Origin of the sequence: Klenkia brasiliensis (assembly GCF_900100695.1) — a bacterium.
GTDB lineage: Bacteria > Actinomycetota > Actinomycetes > Mycobacteriales > Geodermatophilaceae > Klenkia > Klenkia brasiliensis.
Genome location: NZ_FNCF01000003.1, coordinates 274,415 through 288,240, shown reverse-complemented (window position 1 = coordinate 288,240; position 13,826 = coordinate 274,415). Strand labels below are relative to the sequence as shown.

The 13,826-nt window shown below is 75.1% G+C and carries 16 protein-coding genes and 1 riboswitch; of the genes, 10 read left to right on the top strand and 6 right to left on the bottom strand.

The window, feature by feature from the left end:
- Positions 1-22: 22 nt before the first annotated feature.
- Positions 23-1,567: a helix-turn-helix domain-containing protein gene (locus BLT39_RS10035; protein WP_091062328.1), complete on the bottom strand. Its 1,545-nt coding sequence runs from the start codon at positions 1,565-1,567 to the stop codon at positions 23-25.
- 58 nt (positions 1,568-1,625) lie between these two features.
- Here BLT39_RS10035 and BLT39_RS10030 point away from each other — a divergent pair, with 58 nt between their 5' ends.
- From BLT39_RS10030 to BLT39_RS10015, 4 genes are read left to right on the top strand one after another with little or no spacing between them, the layout of a single operon-like run.
- Positions 1,626-2,147 carry a hypothetical protein gene (locus BLT39_RS10030; RefSeq protein WP_091062326.1) on the top strand — a complete coding sequence of 174 codons (522 nt, stop codon included), beginning with the start codon at positions 1,626-1,628 and terminating at the stop codon, positions 2,145-2,147.
- Positions 2,148-2,185: 38 nt separating this feature from the next.
- Positions 2,186-2,938, top strand: a complete 753-nt coding sequence (locus tag BLT39_RS10025; protein ID WP_091062324.1) for a dienelactone hydrolase family protein — start codon at positions 2,186-2,188, stop codon at positions 2,936-2,938.
- Positions 2,935-3,741, top strand: a complete 807-nt coding sequence (locus BLT39_RS10020) for a pentapeptide repeat-containing protein (protein ID WP_091062321.1) — start codon at positions 2,935-2,937, stop codon at positions 3,739-3,741. The genes BLT39_RS10025 and BLT39_RS10020 overlap by 4 nt, the downstream gene beginning before the upstream one ends.
- Positions 3,738-4,202, top strand: coding sequence for a WapI family immunity protein (locus tag BLT39_RS10015; RefSeq protein ID WP_091062320.1), 465 nt, complete (start codon positions 3,738-3,740; stop codon positions 4,200-4,202). Before BLT39_RS10020 ends, BLT39_RS10015 begins: the two co-directional genes overlap by 4 nt.
- 3 nt (positions 4,203-4,205) lie before the next feature.
- Here BLT39_RS10015 and BLT39_RS10010 read toward each other — a convergent pair whose 3' ends face one another.
- Genes BLT39_RS10010 through BLT39_RS10000 form a run of 3 tightly spaced genes read right to left on the bottom strand, consistent with a single transcriptional unit; the run spans position 4,206 to position 5,591 of the window.
- Entirely contained in the window at positions 4,206-4,658 is a 453-nt protein-coding gene (locus BLT39_RS10010) for a hypothetical protein (protein ID WP_091062318.1), read from the bottom strand.
- Positions 4,655-4,876 carry a hypothetical protein gene (locus tag BLT39_RS10005; protein ID WP_091062316.1) on the bottom strand — a complete coding sequence of 74 codons (222 nt, stop codon included), beginning with the start codon at positions 4,874-4,876 and terminating at the stop codon, positions 4,655-4,657. Before BLT39_RS10005 ends, BLT39_RS10010 begins: the two co-directional genes overlap by 4 nt.
- 40 nt (positions 4,877-4,916) lie before the next feature.
- Positions 4,917-5,591 carry a polyamine aminopropyltransferase gene (locus tag BLT39_RS10000; RefSeq protein WP_109502131.1) on the bottom strand — a complete coding sequence of 225 codons (675 nt, stop codon included), beginning with the start codon at positions 5,589-5,591 and terminating at the stop codon, positions 4,917-4,919.
- Positions 5,592-5,862: 271 nt separating this feature from the next.
- On the opposite strand from BLT39_RS10000, the gene BLT39_RS09995 reads away from it, so the two are divergent.
- The 6 genes from BLT39_RS09995 to BLT39_RS09970 all read left to right on the top strand — a co-directional run bounded on the left by BLT39_RS09995 (position 5,863) and on the right by BLT39_RS09970 (position 11,381).
- Complete coding sequence (locus BLT39_RS09995; RefSeq protein WP_131801459.1) at positions 5,863-6,999, top strand: LCP family protein; 1,137 nt, start codon at positions 5,863-5,865, stop codon at positions 6,997-6,999.
- A gap of 40 nt (positions 7,000-7,039) precedes the next feature.
- Positions 7,040-8,347: an MFS transporter gene (locus tag BLT39_RS09990; protein ID WP_091062310.1), complete on the top strand. Its 1,308-nt coding sequence runs from the start codon at positions 7,040-7,042 to the stop codon at positions 8,345-8,347.
- Positions 8,344-8,976 carry a class I SAM-dependent methyltransferase gene (locus BLT39_RS09985; protein ID WP_242658293.1) on the top strand — a complete coding sequence of 211 codons (633 nt, stop codon included), beginning with the start codon at positions 8,344-8,346 and terminating at the stop codon, positions 8,974-8,976. Before BLT39_RS09990 ends, BLT39_RS09985 begins: the two co-directional genes overlap by 4 nt.
- Before the next feature lie 114 nt (positions 8,977-9,090).
- A riboswitch (cyclic di-AMP (ydaO/yuaA leader) is annotated at positions 9,091-9,216 on the top strand.
- Positions 9,217-9,275: 59 nt separating this feature from the next.
- A complete protein-coding gene (locus tag BLT39_RS09980) occupies positions 9,276-10,064 on the top strand; it encodes an aggregation-promoting factor C-terminal-like domain-containing protein (RefSeq protein ID WP_242658292.1) in 789 nt (262 codons plus the stop codon).
- A 51-nt stretch (positions 10,065-10,115) separates the two neighbouring features.
- Positions 10,116-10,670: a type 1 glutamine amidotransferase domain-containing protein gene (locus BLT39_RS09975; protein WP_091062309.1), complete on the top strand. Its 555-nt coding sequence runs from the start codon at positions 10,116-10,118 to the stop codon at positions 10,668-10,670.
- 111 nt (positions 10,671-10,781) lie between these two features.
- On the top strand, positions 10,782-11,381 hold the full coding sequence (locus BLT39_RS09970) for a YceI family protein (protein WP_091062306.1): 600 nt from the start codon (positions 10,782-10,784) through the stop codon (positions 11,379-11,381).
- 91 nt (positions 11,382-11,472) lie between these two features.
- Here BLT39_RS09970 and BLT39_RS09965 read toward each other — a convergent pair whose 3' ends face one another.
- On the bottom strand, positions 11,473-12,621 hold the full coding sequence (locus BLT39_RS09965) for an acyl-CoA dehydrogenase family protein (RefSeq protein WP_091062305.1): 1,149 nt from the start codon (positions 12,619-12,621) through the stop codon (positions 11,473-11,475).
- 4 nt (positions 12,622-12,625) lie between these two features.
- Complete coding sequence (locus BLT39_RS09960) at positions 12,626-13,804, bottom strand: acyl-CoA dehydrogenase family protein (protein ID WP_091062303.1); 1,179 nt, start codon at positions 13,802-13,804, stop codon at positions 12,626-12,628.
- Positions 13,805-13,826: the final 22 nt, after the last annotated feature.

The following is a 13,826-nucleotide window of genomic DNA, read 5'->3' as shown; positions in this document are numbered from 1 at the left end:
CCCGGGCCGGGTGCGGCCGGGGTCAGTCGGTGAAGACCTCGATGCGGGCACCCATCTCGACCAGCCGCTCGTAGAGCTGCTCGTAGCCCCGGGCGATGATGTCGACGTTGCGCAGCACCGAGGTGCCCTTGCAGGCCAGCATCGCCAGCAGGATGCAGACCGCGGGCCGCAGCGCCGGCGGGCAGACGATCTCGGCGGCCGACCAGTGCGTCGGCCCGCTGACCAGCACCCGGTGCGGGTCCAGCAGCCGGACGTCGGCCCCGAGCCGGGTCAGGTCGGACAGGTGGATGGCCCGGTTGTCGTACACCCAGTCGTGGATCAGCGTGCCGCCCGAGGCGCTGGCCGCGATGACCGCGAAGAACGGCAGGTTGTCGATGTTGAGCCCCGGGAAGGGCATCGGGTGCACCTTGTCGATCGGCGCCTTGAGCTCCGACGGGTGGATGGTGATGTCGACCAGCCGGGTGCGGCCGTTGTCGGCGGCGTACTCCGCGGACAGGTCGTAGCGCAACCCCATCTCGCCCAGGATCGCCAGCTCGATCTCCAGGAACTCGATCGGCGCCCGGCGCACGGTGAGCTCGGAGCCGGTGACGATGCCGGCGGTGAGCAGGCTCATCGCCTCCACCGGGTCCTCGCTGGGGGTGTAGTCGACGTTCGCGTCGAGCTCGGCGACGCCGTGCACCACCAGGGTCGTGGTGCCGAAGCCCTCGATCCGCACGCCGAGCAGCTCCAGGTACAGGCAGAGGTCCTGCACCATGTAGTTCGGGCTGGCGTTGCGGATGGTGGTGCGCCCGGGGTGCCGGGCGGCGGCCAGCAGCGCGTTCTCGGTGACGGTGTCCCCGCGCTCGGTCAGCACGATCGTGCGGTCGGCGGCGCCGGGCGCCTCGACGCGGGCGTGGTACTCCCCGGCGTGCGCCTCGATCTCCAGCCCGAAGGGCCGCAGCGCGATCATGTGCGGCTCGATCGTGCGGGTGCCCAGGTCGCACCCGCCGGCGTAGGGCAGCTCGAAGGTCTGCTCGCGGTGCAGCAGCGGGCCCAGGAACATGATGATGCTGCGGGTGCGCCGGGCGGCGTCGGCGTCGATGCCGGCCAGGTCGAGCGCCTCGGGGACGACGATGGTCAGGTCCTTGCCCGCGGTGTCCCAGGTGGCCTGCACGCCGATCGAGCGCAGCACGTCGAGGATGCGCTCGACCTCCACGATCCGGGCCACGTTGCGCAGCGTGGTGGTGCCCCGGTTCAGCAGCGAGGCGCACAGCAGGGCGACCGCGGCGTTCTTGCTGCTCTTCACCGTGACCGACCCCGACAGCGCGGTGCCGCCGGTCACCCGCAGGTGGGTGGGCCCGGAGCGGCCGACGGTGATCAGCTCGCTGTCCAGCGCCGCGGACAGCCGGCCCAGCAGCTCGAGGGTGAGGTTCTGCGCGCCCTGCTCGATGCGGGCGATCGCGCTCTGGCTGGTGCCCAGCCGCTCCGCGAGCTGCGTCTGCGTCAGCCCGTGGTGGCGGCGGGCGTCGCGGACCAGGGTGCCGATCTGGCGGAGGGACTGACCGGTGGCTTCTTCGGTGAGGGACATCGGCGGCAACGGTATCTCAGATGTGAGATGACTGCGGTCCGCAGCGGTGGGCCCCAGGATGGGCGCCGTGGACCCCGACCAGCTGCGCATCTACTGCAACGACCACCTCGCGGCGTCGGCCGGCGGCATCGGGCTGGTCCGCCGGATGCTGGCTCACCACCGCGACGACGAGTGGACCGCCCCCCTGCGCGGGCTGCACGCCGAGCTGCAGGAGGAGCGGGCCGCCCTGCGGACGACCATGGCCGCGCTCGGGCTGCCGGCCAGCCGGGTCAAGCAGCTGGTGGTCGCGGTGGCCGAGAAGGTGTCGCGGCTCAAGCCCGACGGGCGGCTGGGCCGGGGACCGCTGAGCACGGTGGTCGAGTTCGAGTTCCTCAGCGGTGCGGTGCTGCTCAAGCGGGCCGGCTTCGAGACCCTGCTGGGCCTGTCCGAGGTGGACCGGCGCATCGACGCCGGCGAGATGGAGCGGCTGGTCGACCAGGCCGACCGGCAGCACCGCTGGCTGGCCGACGCCCGCCGCGAGCACGCCGCGGCCACCTTCGGCGGCCGGCCGGAGCGGCAGGACGACGCCTCGGACACCTGACCCGAGCGGCGGCTGCGGCACGGGGGTAGGAACGGCGCATGTGCCACGACCACGACAGCCGCCCGCCCGCCGCCCCGCGTCCCGCCGGTGACGTCGCCGAGCGCGGCACGCTGACCGTCACCGGCGCCGACGGCACCGTCGTCGGCGCCGCCTACGCCGCCCCCGCCGGCCCGGCCCGCGCCGGCGTCGTCGTGCTGCCCGACGTGCGCGGGCTGCACCCCTACTACGTCGCCCTCGCCGAGCGGTTCGCCGAGGCCGGGGTGCCGGCGCTGGCCGTGGACTGGTTCGGCCGCACCGCGGGCGTGCCCGCCACCGGCACCCGCGAGGAGGACTTCGACTGGCAGGCCCACGTGCCGCAGCTGACCGAGCAGGGCGTGGACACCGACGTCCGGGCGGCCGTGGACTACCTGCGCGCGCGGACCTCCCCGGACCTGCCCGTGGTCACCGTCGGGTTCTGCCTGGGGGGCAGCCACTCCTGGCGGCTGGCCGGCGGCGACGTGGACCTGGCCGGCTGCGCCGGCTTCTACGGCCGGCCCGCGCTGGTCGGCGACGCGGCCGACCGCGCCTCCCGCCCGGTGACCATGCTGGTCGCCGGCGCCGACCGGGCCACCCCGGTCGCCGACCAGCAGGCGCTGGCCGACCGCATGCGCGCAGCCGGCGCCGACGTGGACCTCGCCGTCTACGACGGCGCCCCGCACTCCTTCTTCGACCGCGCGCACGACGAGTGGGAGCAGGCGTGCACCGACGCGTGGGAGCACGTGCTCGCGCTGCTGGACCGCGTCGCGCGGTGACCGCGGCCGACCCCCTGCAGGCCGACTGCGGCCGGTGCGCCGCGCTGTGCTGCGTGCTGCCCTCGTTCTCCCGCGGCGCGGACTTCGCGCTGGACAAGCCGGCCGGCACGGCGTGCCCGAACCTGCGGGAGGACGACCGGTGCGGCATCCACCCGGTGCTCCGCGAGCGGGGCTTCCCGGGCTGCACGGTCTACGACTGCTTCGGCGCCGGCCAGCAGGTCACCCAGCACGTCTGGCCGGGTCTGGACCGCGGCGACCGGGCGGTGCTGCACCAGGTGGGCACCGTCTTCCCGGTGGTGCGGGCCCTGCAGGAGCTGCGCTGGCTGGTCCGCGCGGCCCGCGCGCTGGACCTGCCCGCCGACCTGGCCGGGGAGCTCGCCGCTGCCGACGACGCGCTGGCCCGCCGGGTGGCCGCGGGGTTCGAGGAGCTGCGCGAGGTGCCGGTCGGCGCGGTGCGGGCGGAGGTCAACGCCCTGCTGACCGCGGCCGGTGAGCACGCCCGCCGCGGTGTCCGGCGGCCGCGGCTGCTGCGCGGCGCCGACCTGGCCGGCGCCGACCTGGCCGGGGCGGACCTGCGCGGCGCGGTGCTGCGGGGTGCCTCGCTGCTGGGCGCCGACCTGCGCGGCGCGGACCTCGGCCTGGCCGACCTGACCGGCGCGGACACCCGCGGGGCCCGGCTGCACGGGGCCGACCTGCGCGGCGCCCTGTTCCTGACCCCGGCGCAGCTGGTCGCCGCGGCCGGCGACGGGTCCACGCGGCTGGACGCGGACGTCGTCCGCCCGGCGCACTGGGCGGCGGCATGAGGCTGGAGTCCGCCGACGGCGCCCTGGTCGACCTGCGGGTGCTCCGCCGGCAGGTGCTCGAGGCACGGGCGGTGGAGCTGGACCGCCCCGACTGGTCGCAGACGCTGCTCGTGGTCCGCGGCGAGGTGCGCACCGCCGACGGGCGGCACTGGGTGTTCCGGGAGCCCTGCCTGAGCCCGTGGGACGGGATGCGGCTGGCCTCCTGGCTGCAGGCCGTCGCCGAGCGGCCGGGCGGGCTGCTGGGCGAGGGCCTGGTGTTCACCGAACCGGCCCTGTCCTGGGTGCTCGACGACGCCCGGGACGACCGCCGCCTGCTGCGGGTGCACCTGTCGGGCCCGGCGGCCTGGACGGACCCGGCGACGGGGGAGCCCCGCGGCGGCGGGGTGCCGCTGGACGTGGGCACCGCCGCCCTCACCGGCGCGGCCGGCGAGTGGGCCGCGGCGGTGGGGGACAGCGGGTAGGGCTCAGCGCCGACGGCGGCCGAGCACGACGGCGGCCAGCAGGGCCGCCAGACCCAGGCCCACGGCGCGGCGCCCGCCCGGCGAGGCGGTGACCCCCGCCGAGACGGTGGTGGCCACCGTGCGCGGGGACCCGGGCCGGACGGCGGCCGACCCGGTCAGCAGCCGGCCCAGCGGGGAGGCGACCCCTGCGCCGAGCTCGGCCACCCGCCCGCCGGGCCCGGTGACGTCGACGTGCAGCCCGCGGGCGGCCAGCGCGCTGCCGATCTCGCCGAGCACGGACGGGCCGCGCGAGACGGTGGGGCCGACCGGCCAGGGCAGCGCGGCCGCCGACCGCCAGAGGGCCCACGGATCCGACGCGTCCAGGGTGAGCCGGTCGCCGTCCCCGGTCAGCCGGGCGGTGACCCCGTCGGCCTGCAGGGTCAGGTCGGCCCGGACGGCGAACGGACCGGTGCTCACCCCTGCGAGACGCCCTCGGCGGTGGTGATGCGCAGCGTGCCGTTGAGCTTCCAGGTCGCGCGGGGGGCGTCGGCGCCGATCTCGCGCGGCACCTCGACGGTCATGTCGACGAACTCGTAGTTGATGGCGGCGCCCTTGCCGGTGAGGTAGGACCACATCTCCTTGCCCAGGTCGGCGAAGGTGCGGGTCTCGGTGGTTGCGGTGTCCGGGTTGGTCATGCACCCCACCTGTCCGCCCGGGCGGCGTGTGAAACGTCGTTTACGCGGTGGATCGGCGGGCCAGCAGCACCGCGTACTCGAACACCCGGCCCTCGCGCTCCACGGGCAGCACCAGCTGCTCGGCGTCGGCCACCCCCGGGAGGTCGGCCAACCGGGCCAGCAGGGTGGGCGAGGGGTCGGCCGACCAGATCGCCAGCACCCCGCCCGGGCGCAGCGCCCCCAGCGCCCGGGCCAGCCCGGGCGCGCCGTAGAGCCCGGCGTTGGACCCGTGCACCAGGAAGTCCGGGCCGTTGTCCACGTCGAGCAGCACCACGTCGTAGCGGCCGGGCAGGAACGCCGCGGCCACGTCGCCGGCCTGCAGGTCCAGCCGGGGGTCCGACGTGCTGGGCAGCCCCGGCAGCAGGCCCTCGGCCGCCCAGCCCAGCAGCGCGTCCTCCAGCTCGACGACGACCACCTCGGCCACGCCGGGGGAGCGCAGCACCGCCGCGGTGGTCCAGCCCAGACCCAGTCCGCCCACCAGCACCGACAGCTCCGCGCCCGCCACCCGGGCCAGCGCCTCGGTGGCCAGCGCCCGCTCGGTGGAGGTGTCCACGTCGTCCATCGCGAACACGCCGTCCACGACCAGCTCGGTGACCAGCGCGCCGTCGTCGGCCGTCCGCCGCCACAGCGCCACCTCGCCGTTCGGCCCGCTCACCCGGCCCAGCTCCGTGCGCATGCCCCGATCCTGCCCGCCGGGCGTGTGCAGCGGACCCCCCGGTCGGTCCCAGCCGGGTCACAGCGCCGCCGGGGAGGGTGCGGACGTGCGTGGGGAGGCCGTGAGCGGGACCGGCCCGCGGGACCTGCCGGCGCGGCTGGACCCGCGGGCCGGCCGCCCCCCTGCGCCGCGGGAGGTCCGGCGACGGGGTGCCCGGGGCGCCCGGGGTGGTGGCCCCCGGCGCGGCGCCCGACGGCGCCGGACCTCCCGCCTCCTGGTCGCCCTGCGCGCGGTGGCGGTGCTCTGCAGCGTCGCGGTGCTGGCCGGCAGCGGCTGGGGCTGGCACCTGCTCGGTGTCGCCGAGGCCAGCGTCCACCGCGGCGACGGCCTGCCCACCGACGGCAACACCGACGTCAACGGCGCCGCGCACGCCGGTCGGGCGATGAACCTGCTGCTGGTGGGGATGGACTCCCGTGCGGGCCTGAGCGACGCCCAGGAGGACGCCAACTCCACCGGCGGCTCGGACGGCGAGCTCAACACCGACACGATGATCCTGGTGCACGTCCCCGCCGACGGGTCGGGCGCCTCCTTCGTCTCGCTGCCCCGCGACACCTACGTGGGCATCCCCGGCTACGGCGAGGGCAAGCTCAACAGCGCCTACGCGCACGCCTACGACGCCGCCGACGGGGACGCGCAGGCCAAGGACGCCGCCGGGATGGGCCTGCTGGTGCAGACCGCCAGCCAGTTCACCGGCCTGCAGATCGACCACTACGCCGAGGTCGACCTGGCCGGGTTCCTGCAGCTGAGCAGCATCGTCGGCGGCGTCCAGGTCGACCTGTGCCAGGCGACCACCGACAGCTACTCCGGGGCCGCCTTCCCGGCCGGCGTGCAGACCATCGGGCCCGACCAGGCGCTGTCCTTCGTCCGGCAGCGCCACGGCCTGCCGCAGGGCGACATCGACCGCACCATCCGCCAGCAGGTCTACATCGCCGGCATGCTGCGCAACCTGCTCTCCGCCGACGTCCTCCTGGACCCCGCCCAGCAGCAGCGCATCGTCGCGCGGGTCGGCGACAGCGTGACCCTCGACCGCGGGCTGGACGTCGGCGACCTGGTCGGCCAGCTGCAGGGGGTCCGCCCCGCCGACCTGACGTTCCAGACGGTGCCCGGTCTGGTCAACGCCCGGGTGCACGGTGCCGACGTGCTGCAGCCCCCGGCCGCCGACGCGGTGCACGCCTTCTTCGCCGACCTCGGCGAGCCCGCGGCGCCGGCGGCGGCGCCGTCCGGGAGCGCGCCGCCGGCGGCCCCGTCGTCCGCCACGTCGTCCGCCACGTCGTCCGCCGCGCCGGCCACCTCGGCCGCCCCCGCTGCGACGTCCGGGGACTACGACACGCCGCAGCGCACCGCCGGCGACACCAGCTGCATCGACTGAGCCGGGAACAACCGCACCGACCGGGGTGTCATCGTGGGGCGTGAACTCCCGCCGTGCCTACGTCGTCTGGGTGGTCGGCCTGCTCGCCTACGGCGTGGCCGTCTTCCACCGCGGCTCGCTGGGTGTGGCCGCCACCGACGCCCAGGAGCGCTTCTCCGCCGGGGCCTCGGCCGTCAGCCTCTTCCTGGTGCTCCAGCTGGCCGTCTACGCGGGGATGCAGGTACCGGTGGGGGTCGCGCTCGACCGGTTCGGCTCGCGGGCGATGGTGGCCACCGGCGCGCTCACCATGGCCGCCGGGCAGCTGCTGCTCGCCGTGGCCACCGACGTGCCCACCGCCATCGTGGCCCGGGTGCTGGTCGGCGCCGGCGACGCGATGACGTTCATCAGCGTGCTGCGCGTGGTCACCCTGTGGTTCAGCGGGCCGACCGTGCCGGTCATCACCCAGCTCACCGGCATCCTCGGCCAGCTCGGCCAGATCGCGGCCGCCTACCCGCTGGTGCTCGCCCTGCACCACACCTCCTGGACGGCGACGTTCACCGGCGCGGCCGCCCTCGGCGTGCTGGTCGCCGTCCTGGTGGTCGTCGCGCTGCGGGACGCACCGCCGGGGACCCCGGTCGCACCGGTGGCCGGGTGGGCCGAGATCAAGCAGAACGTGGCCGGTGCCTGGCACGAGTCCGGCACCCGGATCGGGCTCTACACGCACCTGGTCACCCAGTTCTCCGGCACCGTGTTCGCGCTGCTCTGGGGCTACCCGTTCCTCGTGCTCGGCCAGGGGCTGTCCGCGGCGACCGCGGCCGGCCTGCTGACCCTGCTGGTGGTCGTCGGCATGGGGGTGGGACCGGTGCTGGGCAAGCTCTGCGGCCGGTGGCCGCTGCGCCGGTCGGTCCTGGTGTTCGGCATCGCCGGCGCCACCATCACCGCCTGGACGGCGGTGCTGCTGTGGCCGGGCCGGGCGCCCCTGTGGCTGCTGGTGGTCCTCGTGCTGGTGCTGGCCACCAACGGCCCGGGCTCGATGATCGGCTTCGACTACGCCCGGACCTGGAACCCGGTGCACCGGCTCGGCAGCGCCACCGGGGTGGTCAACATCGGCGGGTTCGTCGCCTCCCTGCTCACCGTGCTGGCCGTCGGCGCGGTGCTCGACGCGCTGACCCCGGGCACGTCCACCGCCTACGACCTCGGGGCGTTCAAGGCCGCGTTCGCCGTGCAGTACCTGTTCTGGGCGATCGGCCTGCTGGGGGTCTGGAAGCACCGGCAGCGGCTGCGCGACCGGCTGGCCGGCGACGGCGTGGTGCTGACCCCGCTATACACCGCGGTGGTCAGCCGGGTCCGGCGGAGCCGCGTCCGGTGACCGTCCCCGAGGGCTTCTTCGCCCGGCACACCCGGCTCGTGCGGCCCCCGCTGGTGCCCGAGGTCGCCCTGCACCTGGCCGACGACGTCACCGCGCTCTGGCTGGCCATGGAGTCCGACGGCGGGGGAGCGGGCGACGCCTCCCCGTTCTGGGCGGCCGCGTGGGTCGGCGGGCAGGGCCTGGCCCGCCACGTGCTCGACCACCCCGACCTGGTCGCCGGGCGCACCGTGCTGGACCTGGGCTGCGGCAGCGGCCTGGTCGGCATCGCCGCGGCGCTGGCCGGGGCCCGCCGGGTGCTGGCCAGCGACGTCGACCCCTACGCGCTGGCCGTCGTCCCGCTCAACGCCGCCGCGTCCGGCGCCAGCGGCGTCGAGCCCGTCGGCGACGTGCTGGACGCCGACCTGCCGGGGGTCGACGTGGTGCTCGCCGGTGACGTCTTCTACGACCTGCGGATGGCCGACCGGGTGCGGCCGTGGCTGTTCACCGCGTGGGTCCGCGGCGCGGTCGTGCTGGTCGGGGACCCGGGCCGCTCGCAGCTGCCGGAGGGTCTGCGCGAGGTGGCCGGCTACGACGTCCCCGACAGCGGGGTGGACGTCGCCCGGCGCACCACGGTGTGGCGACTGCCCTGAGGCGTACAACACCTGTGGAATTCGGGTGGGGCTGTTGTCATCTCGTGTGACCTGCTCGTAACGTGGCCGCGTCCGCTCGGCCGCAGCCCCCGCAACGGGGGACCGTCCGGACGCCGTCGAGTCACACAGTGAACCGGGGACCCACCGCACCACCGGGGTGAATCCCGTCGAGACCGCACCGCGCGGCGACGACGGGTAGGGCTCCTTCCCGCCCGAACCCGTCAGCTAACCCGGTAGACGGCTGCACCGACCACGCGCCCGCGTGCGGTGCACCCGGAAGACAGGACCCGCACGCCCGCATGACCGCTCGTCATTCCGCACGCCCCGGCGACGCCGGCACCCCCCAGCAGCCCGAGACCGCCGAGCAGGTCGTCGCCGCCGCCGCGCGCGGCCGCCACCGCGTCCCGGCCCGCCGACCGGCGGTCTACCTGGCCGCCGCGGCCGTGGGCGCCGTCCTGGTCAACGTGCTGCTGAGCACCGGCCCGGCCGCGCAGGCCGACCCCGTCCCCACGGCCGCCTCCGAGGCGGTCAGCGTCGCCGACCAGCTGGGCATCTCCGCCCCGGCCGCCGACGGCACCGAGGTCGCCACCGAGCTCTCCGGCCACCTGCAGCAGCTGGCCGCCAGCCGCGCCGAGCGCGAGGACTCCGAGGCCGCCGCCGCGCAGACCCAGGCCGCCGCCGACGACGCCGCCCGCCAGGCGCAGGAGGCCGCCGCCGCGCAGGCCGCCGCCGAGGCCGAGGCCGCCGCCCAGGCGCAGGCCGCCGCCGAGGCCGAGGCCGCCGCGGCCAACGCCACCACCCAGGACTTCCACGACTACGCCCTGGCCCAGCTCGGCGGCGACGAGAGCCAGTTCTCCTGCCTGGAGAACCTGTGGGGCCGGGAGTCCGGCTGGAACCCCGACGCGCAGAACCCGACCTCGACCGCCTACGGCATCCCGCAGTTCCTGAACTCCACGTGGGCGGGCACCGGGATCGCCAAGACCGACAACGGGTTCCGGCAGATCGACGCCGGCCTGATCTACCTGGACAGCCGCTACGGCTCCCCGTGCGGCGGCTGGGCGCACTCGCAGGCCACCGGCTGGTACTGAGCCCGGGGCCCCGGCGTTTCGGGCCACGGGGGATGAGGGAACCGCGCCCCCATGGCTGAACTGACCGGCAAGACCATCGCGATCCTCGCCGCCAAGGGCGTGGAGCAGATCGAGCTCGACGAGCCCCGCAAGGCCGTGGAGGCCGCGGGTGCCACGGTGCACCTGATCTCGGTGCCCGACGGCGTCGAGGACGGCACCGTGCAGGGCGTGAACGGCGACATCCACCCCGGCGACACCTACCCGGTCGACCACCTGGTCGCCGACGTGTCGGCCGCCGACTACGACGGGCTGCTGCTGCCCGGCGGGGCGGTCAACCCCGACACCCTGCGCCAGGACGGCGACGCACTGGCGTTCGTCACCGCGTTCTTCTCCGCCGACAAGCCGGTGGCCGCCATCTGCCACGCGCCCTGGACGCTGCTGGAGGCCGGGGTGCTCGAGGGCCGCACGGTGACCTCCTACCCGAGCATCCGCGGCGACCTGCGGCGGGGCGGCGCGACCGTCGTGGACGAGGAGGTCTGCCGCGACGGCAAGCTCATCACCAGCCGCAACCCCGACGACGTCCCGGCCTTCTCGAAGGCCGCCGTGGAGCTGTTCGCCGCCGGCTGAGCACGTCCCGGCCGGGGCCCCGCGGACGCGCAGCGGGGCCCCGGCTGTGCACGACCACGCCGGACACGTCAGAATCGAGCGGTTTGCACACCTCTGGGAGGACGGTCCACCGTGGCCAAGCACCGCGCCAGCCAGTCCGGCGAGACCGACTTCGACGACGCCACGACGGCGCTCGCCGACGTCACCGGCGACTACGTGGTCGACGCCGCGCACACCCGGATCGGCTTCCGGGCGCGGCACGCGATGGTCACCACCGTCCGCGGCACGTTCGGCGAGTTCGAGGGCACCGCGCACCTGGACGTCGCCGAGCCCGCCCGCAGCCGGGTGGAGCTGCGCATCGACGCCGGCAGCCTCGACACCGGCCAGCCCGACCGCGACGCGCACCTGCGCTCGGCCGACTTCCTCGACGTCGAGCAGTACCCCGAGATCACCTTCGTCTCCACCGGGGTCGAGCAGGTCGACGACGACGAGTACACCGTCACCGGCGACGTCACCATCAAGGGCCAGACGCAGCAGGTGTCGATCGACTTCACCCTCACCGGCAGCGCGCTGGACCCCTTCGGCAACACCCGGGTCGGCTTCGAGGGCGCGCTGGCGCTCAAGCGCAGCCAGTGGGGCCTGGTCTGGAACGCCGCGCTGGAGACCGGCGGCGTGCTGGTCAGCGACAAGGTGCAGCTGGAGTTCGACGTCTCGGTCATCAAGCAGGCCTGAGCGCGCCTCCTCCCCGACGAGGCAAGGGAGCCCCTGCCCCACCGATCCGTCGAGATCGTGGGGCAGGGGCTCCCTCGCCGCCGCGGGTGGGTCAGGCCGGGAGGGCCTCCACGTACGGGTGCGCGTCGACCGTCCGCGCCAGCCGGTCCGCCGCCCACGCGCCGTCGCCCAGCAGGTGGTCGATGGCGGTCAGCCGCGAGGTGTAGTGGCCGACGGAGTACTCGGCCGTGACGCCGATGCCGCCGTGCAGCTGGATGGCCTCCTTGCCGATGTGCCGGCCGGCCTTGGAGGTCTGCAGCCGCGCCCGGTCGGCGGCGGCCAGCACCTGCTCCGGGGTGGAGTCGGGGGCGTCGACGACCATCGTGGCCCACAGCGCGATGCTGCGGACCAGCTCCAGCGAGACGTACATGTCGGCCGCGCGGAAGGTCAGCGCCTGGAACCGCGAGAGCGGGACGCCGAACTGCTTGCGGGTCTTCAGGTACTCGCTGGTGGTGGTCAGCGCGGTCTCCATGGCGCCCACCGCCTCGTGCGCGTAGGCCACGGTCGCCCGGGCCAGCGCCAGCTCGACGGCCGCCGTCCGGTCGGTCGCGTCCTCGCCCAGCAGCTCGGCGGGCGTGCCGTCGAGGGTCACCCGGGCGGCCCGGGTGCCGTCGTGGCTGCGGTAGCCGTCGCGGGTCAGCCCGGCCGCGTCGCCGCGGACGACGAACAGGCCCGTCCCGCCGTCGACGGCGGCGCTGACGACCAGCACGTCGGCGCGGGCACCCGAGGGCACCGGCTCCTTGACCCCGGACAGCGTCCAGCCGTCGCCGGAACGGGTCGCGGTCACGCCCGTCGCGGTCGGGGTCCAGCGGTTGCCGGGCTCGGCGTGGGCGAACACCAGCAGCGAGCTGCCCTCGCTCAGCGGGCCCAGGAGCTCCGCGCGCTGCTCGGCGGTGCCGACGTCGGCGACCAGGCCGCCGGCGAGCACCACGGCCTCGACGAACGGCTCGGGCGCGAGCACCCGGCCGACCTCGGTGGCCACCAGGGCGACCTCGGCGTGGCCGGCGCCCATGCCGCCGTCCTCCTCGGCGAAGGGCAGGCCCAGCACGCCCATCTCGGCCAGCTGGGACCAGACCTTCTCGTCGAAGCCCGGGTCGTCCTTGGTCACGGCCCGGCGCTTCTCGGGGTCGTAGGCGCGCTGCAGCAGGCCGGCCACGGCTTCGCGGAGGGCGTGCTGCTCGGTGTCGAAGGTGAAGTCCATCAGGTCACAACCCCAGGATCGTTCCGGCGATGATGGTGCGCTGCACTTCGTTGGAGCCCCCGTAGATGGAGACCTTGCGGTAGTTCAGGTACTCGGGGGTCGTCGACCGCGCCCACTCGGGCACGTCGGTGGCGTCGTCGTCGGCGAAGGAGGCCAGCGACAGCGGCCCCGCGATGTCGACCAGGAGCTCGGTGGCGGCCTGCTGCAGCTCCGAGCCGCGCAGCTTGAGCACCGAGGACGCCGGGTTGGGCTTGCCGTCGCTGGAGTTGGACACCACCCGCAGGGCGGTGAGCTCCAGGGCCAGCAGCTCGTTCTCCAGCTCGGTGATGCGGGTGCGCATCGAGGGGTCCTCGATGAGCGGGCGGCCGCCGGAGCTGATCTGGGCGGCGTGCTCCTTGGCGTCGGCGATCATCCGCTTGGTGGCGCCCACCCGGGCGATGCCCACGCGCTCGTTGCCGAGCAGGAACTTGGCGTAGTCCCAGCCCCGGTTCTCCTCGCCGATCAGGTTCTCGGCGGGCACCCGGACGTCCTCGAAGAAGACCTCGTTGACCTCGAAGCCGCCGTCGAGCAGCTCGATGGGCCGCAGGGTGACCCCGGGGGTGTCCATCGGGAAGACCAGCAGGGAGATGCCGCGCTGCTTCTTCTCCGCGGTGGGGTCGGTGCGCACCAGGCAGAAGATCCAGTCGGCGTACTGGCCCAGCGTGGTCCAGGTCTTCTGGCCGTTGACCACCCAGTCCTCGCCGTCGCGGACCGCCGCGGTGCGCAGGCTGGCCAGGTCGGAGCCGGCGTCGGGCTCGGAGAAGCCCTGGCACCACCAGATGTCGAGGTTGGCCGTGGCCGGCAGGAACCGCTCCTTCTGCTCCTGGTTGCCGAACGCCGCGATGACCGGGCCGATCATCGAGGCGTTGAACGCCAGCGGCTCGGGGACGGCGGCCAGCTGCATCTCCTCGCGCCAGATGTGGCGCTGCAGCGGCGTCCAGTCCCGGCCGCCCCACTCGGCGGGCCAGTGCGGGACGGCGAGGCCGGCGGCGTTGAGGATCCGCTGGGCCTCGACGTAGGACTCCTTGGTGACCTCGCGGTGGGCGGCGACGTCGTCGCGGATCGACTGCGAGATCTGCGTGGTGAAGAACGTGCGCATCTCGTCCCGGAACGCCTGGTCCTCGGGCGACAGGTGCAACTGCATGGACGACCCTTCCTCCTCCGGT

Bases quoted from the DNA above. Each gene is read 5' to 3' on its own strand.
- BLT39_RS09975 (WP_091062309.1), top strand. From the start codon at position 10,116: ATGGCTGAACTGACCGGCAAGACCATCGCGATCCTCGCCGCCAAGGGC.
- BLT39_RS10035 (WP_091062328.1), bottom strand. From the start codon at position 1,567: ATGTCCCTCACCGAAGAAGCCACCGGTCAGTCCCTCCGCCAGATCGGC.
- BLT39_RS09980 (WP_242658292.1), top strand. From the start codon at position 9,276: ATGACCGCTCGTCATTCCGCACGCCCCGGCGACGCCGGCACCCCCCAG.
- BLT39_RS10025 (WP_091062324.1), top strand. From the start codon at position 2,186: ATGTGCCACGACCACGACAGCCGCCCGCCCGCCGCCCCGCGTCCCGCC.
- BLT39_RS10005 (WP_091062316.1), bottom strand. From the start codon at position 4,876: ATGACCAACCCGGACACCGCAACCACCGAGACCCGCACCTTCGCCGAC.
- BLT39_RS10000 (WP_109502131.1), bottom strand. From the start codon at position 5,591: ATGCGCACGGAGCTGGGCCGGGTGAGCGGGCCGAACGGCGAGGTGGCG.
- BLT39_RS10015 (WP_091062320.1), top strand. From the start codon at position 3,738: ATGAGGCTGGAGTCCGCCGACGGCGCCCTGGTCGACCTGCGGGTGCTC.
- BLT39_RS09960 (WP_091062303.1), bottom strand. From the start codon at position 13,804: ATGCAGTTGCACCTGTCGCCCGAGGACCAGGCGTTCCGGGACGAGATG.
- BLT39_RS09965 (WP_091062305.1), bottom strand. From the start codon at position 12,621: ATGGACTTCACCTTCGACACCGAGCAGCACGCCCTCCGCGAAGCCGTG.
- BLT39_RS10030 (WP_091062326.1), top strand. From the start codon at position 1,626: ATGGGCGCCGTGGACCCCGACCAGCTGCGCATCTACTGCAACGACCAC.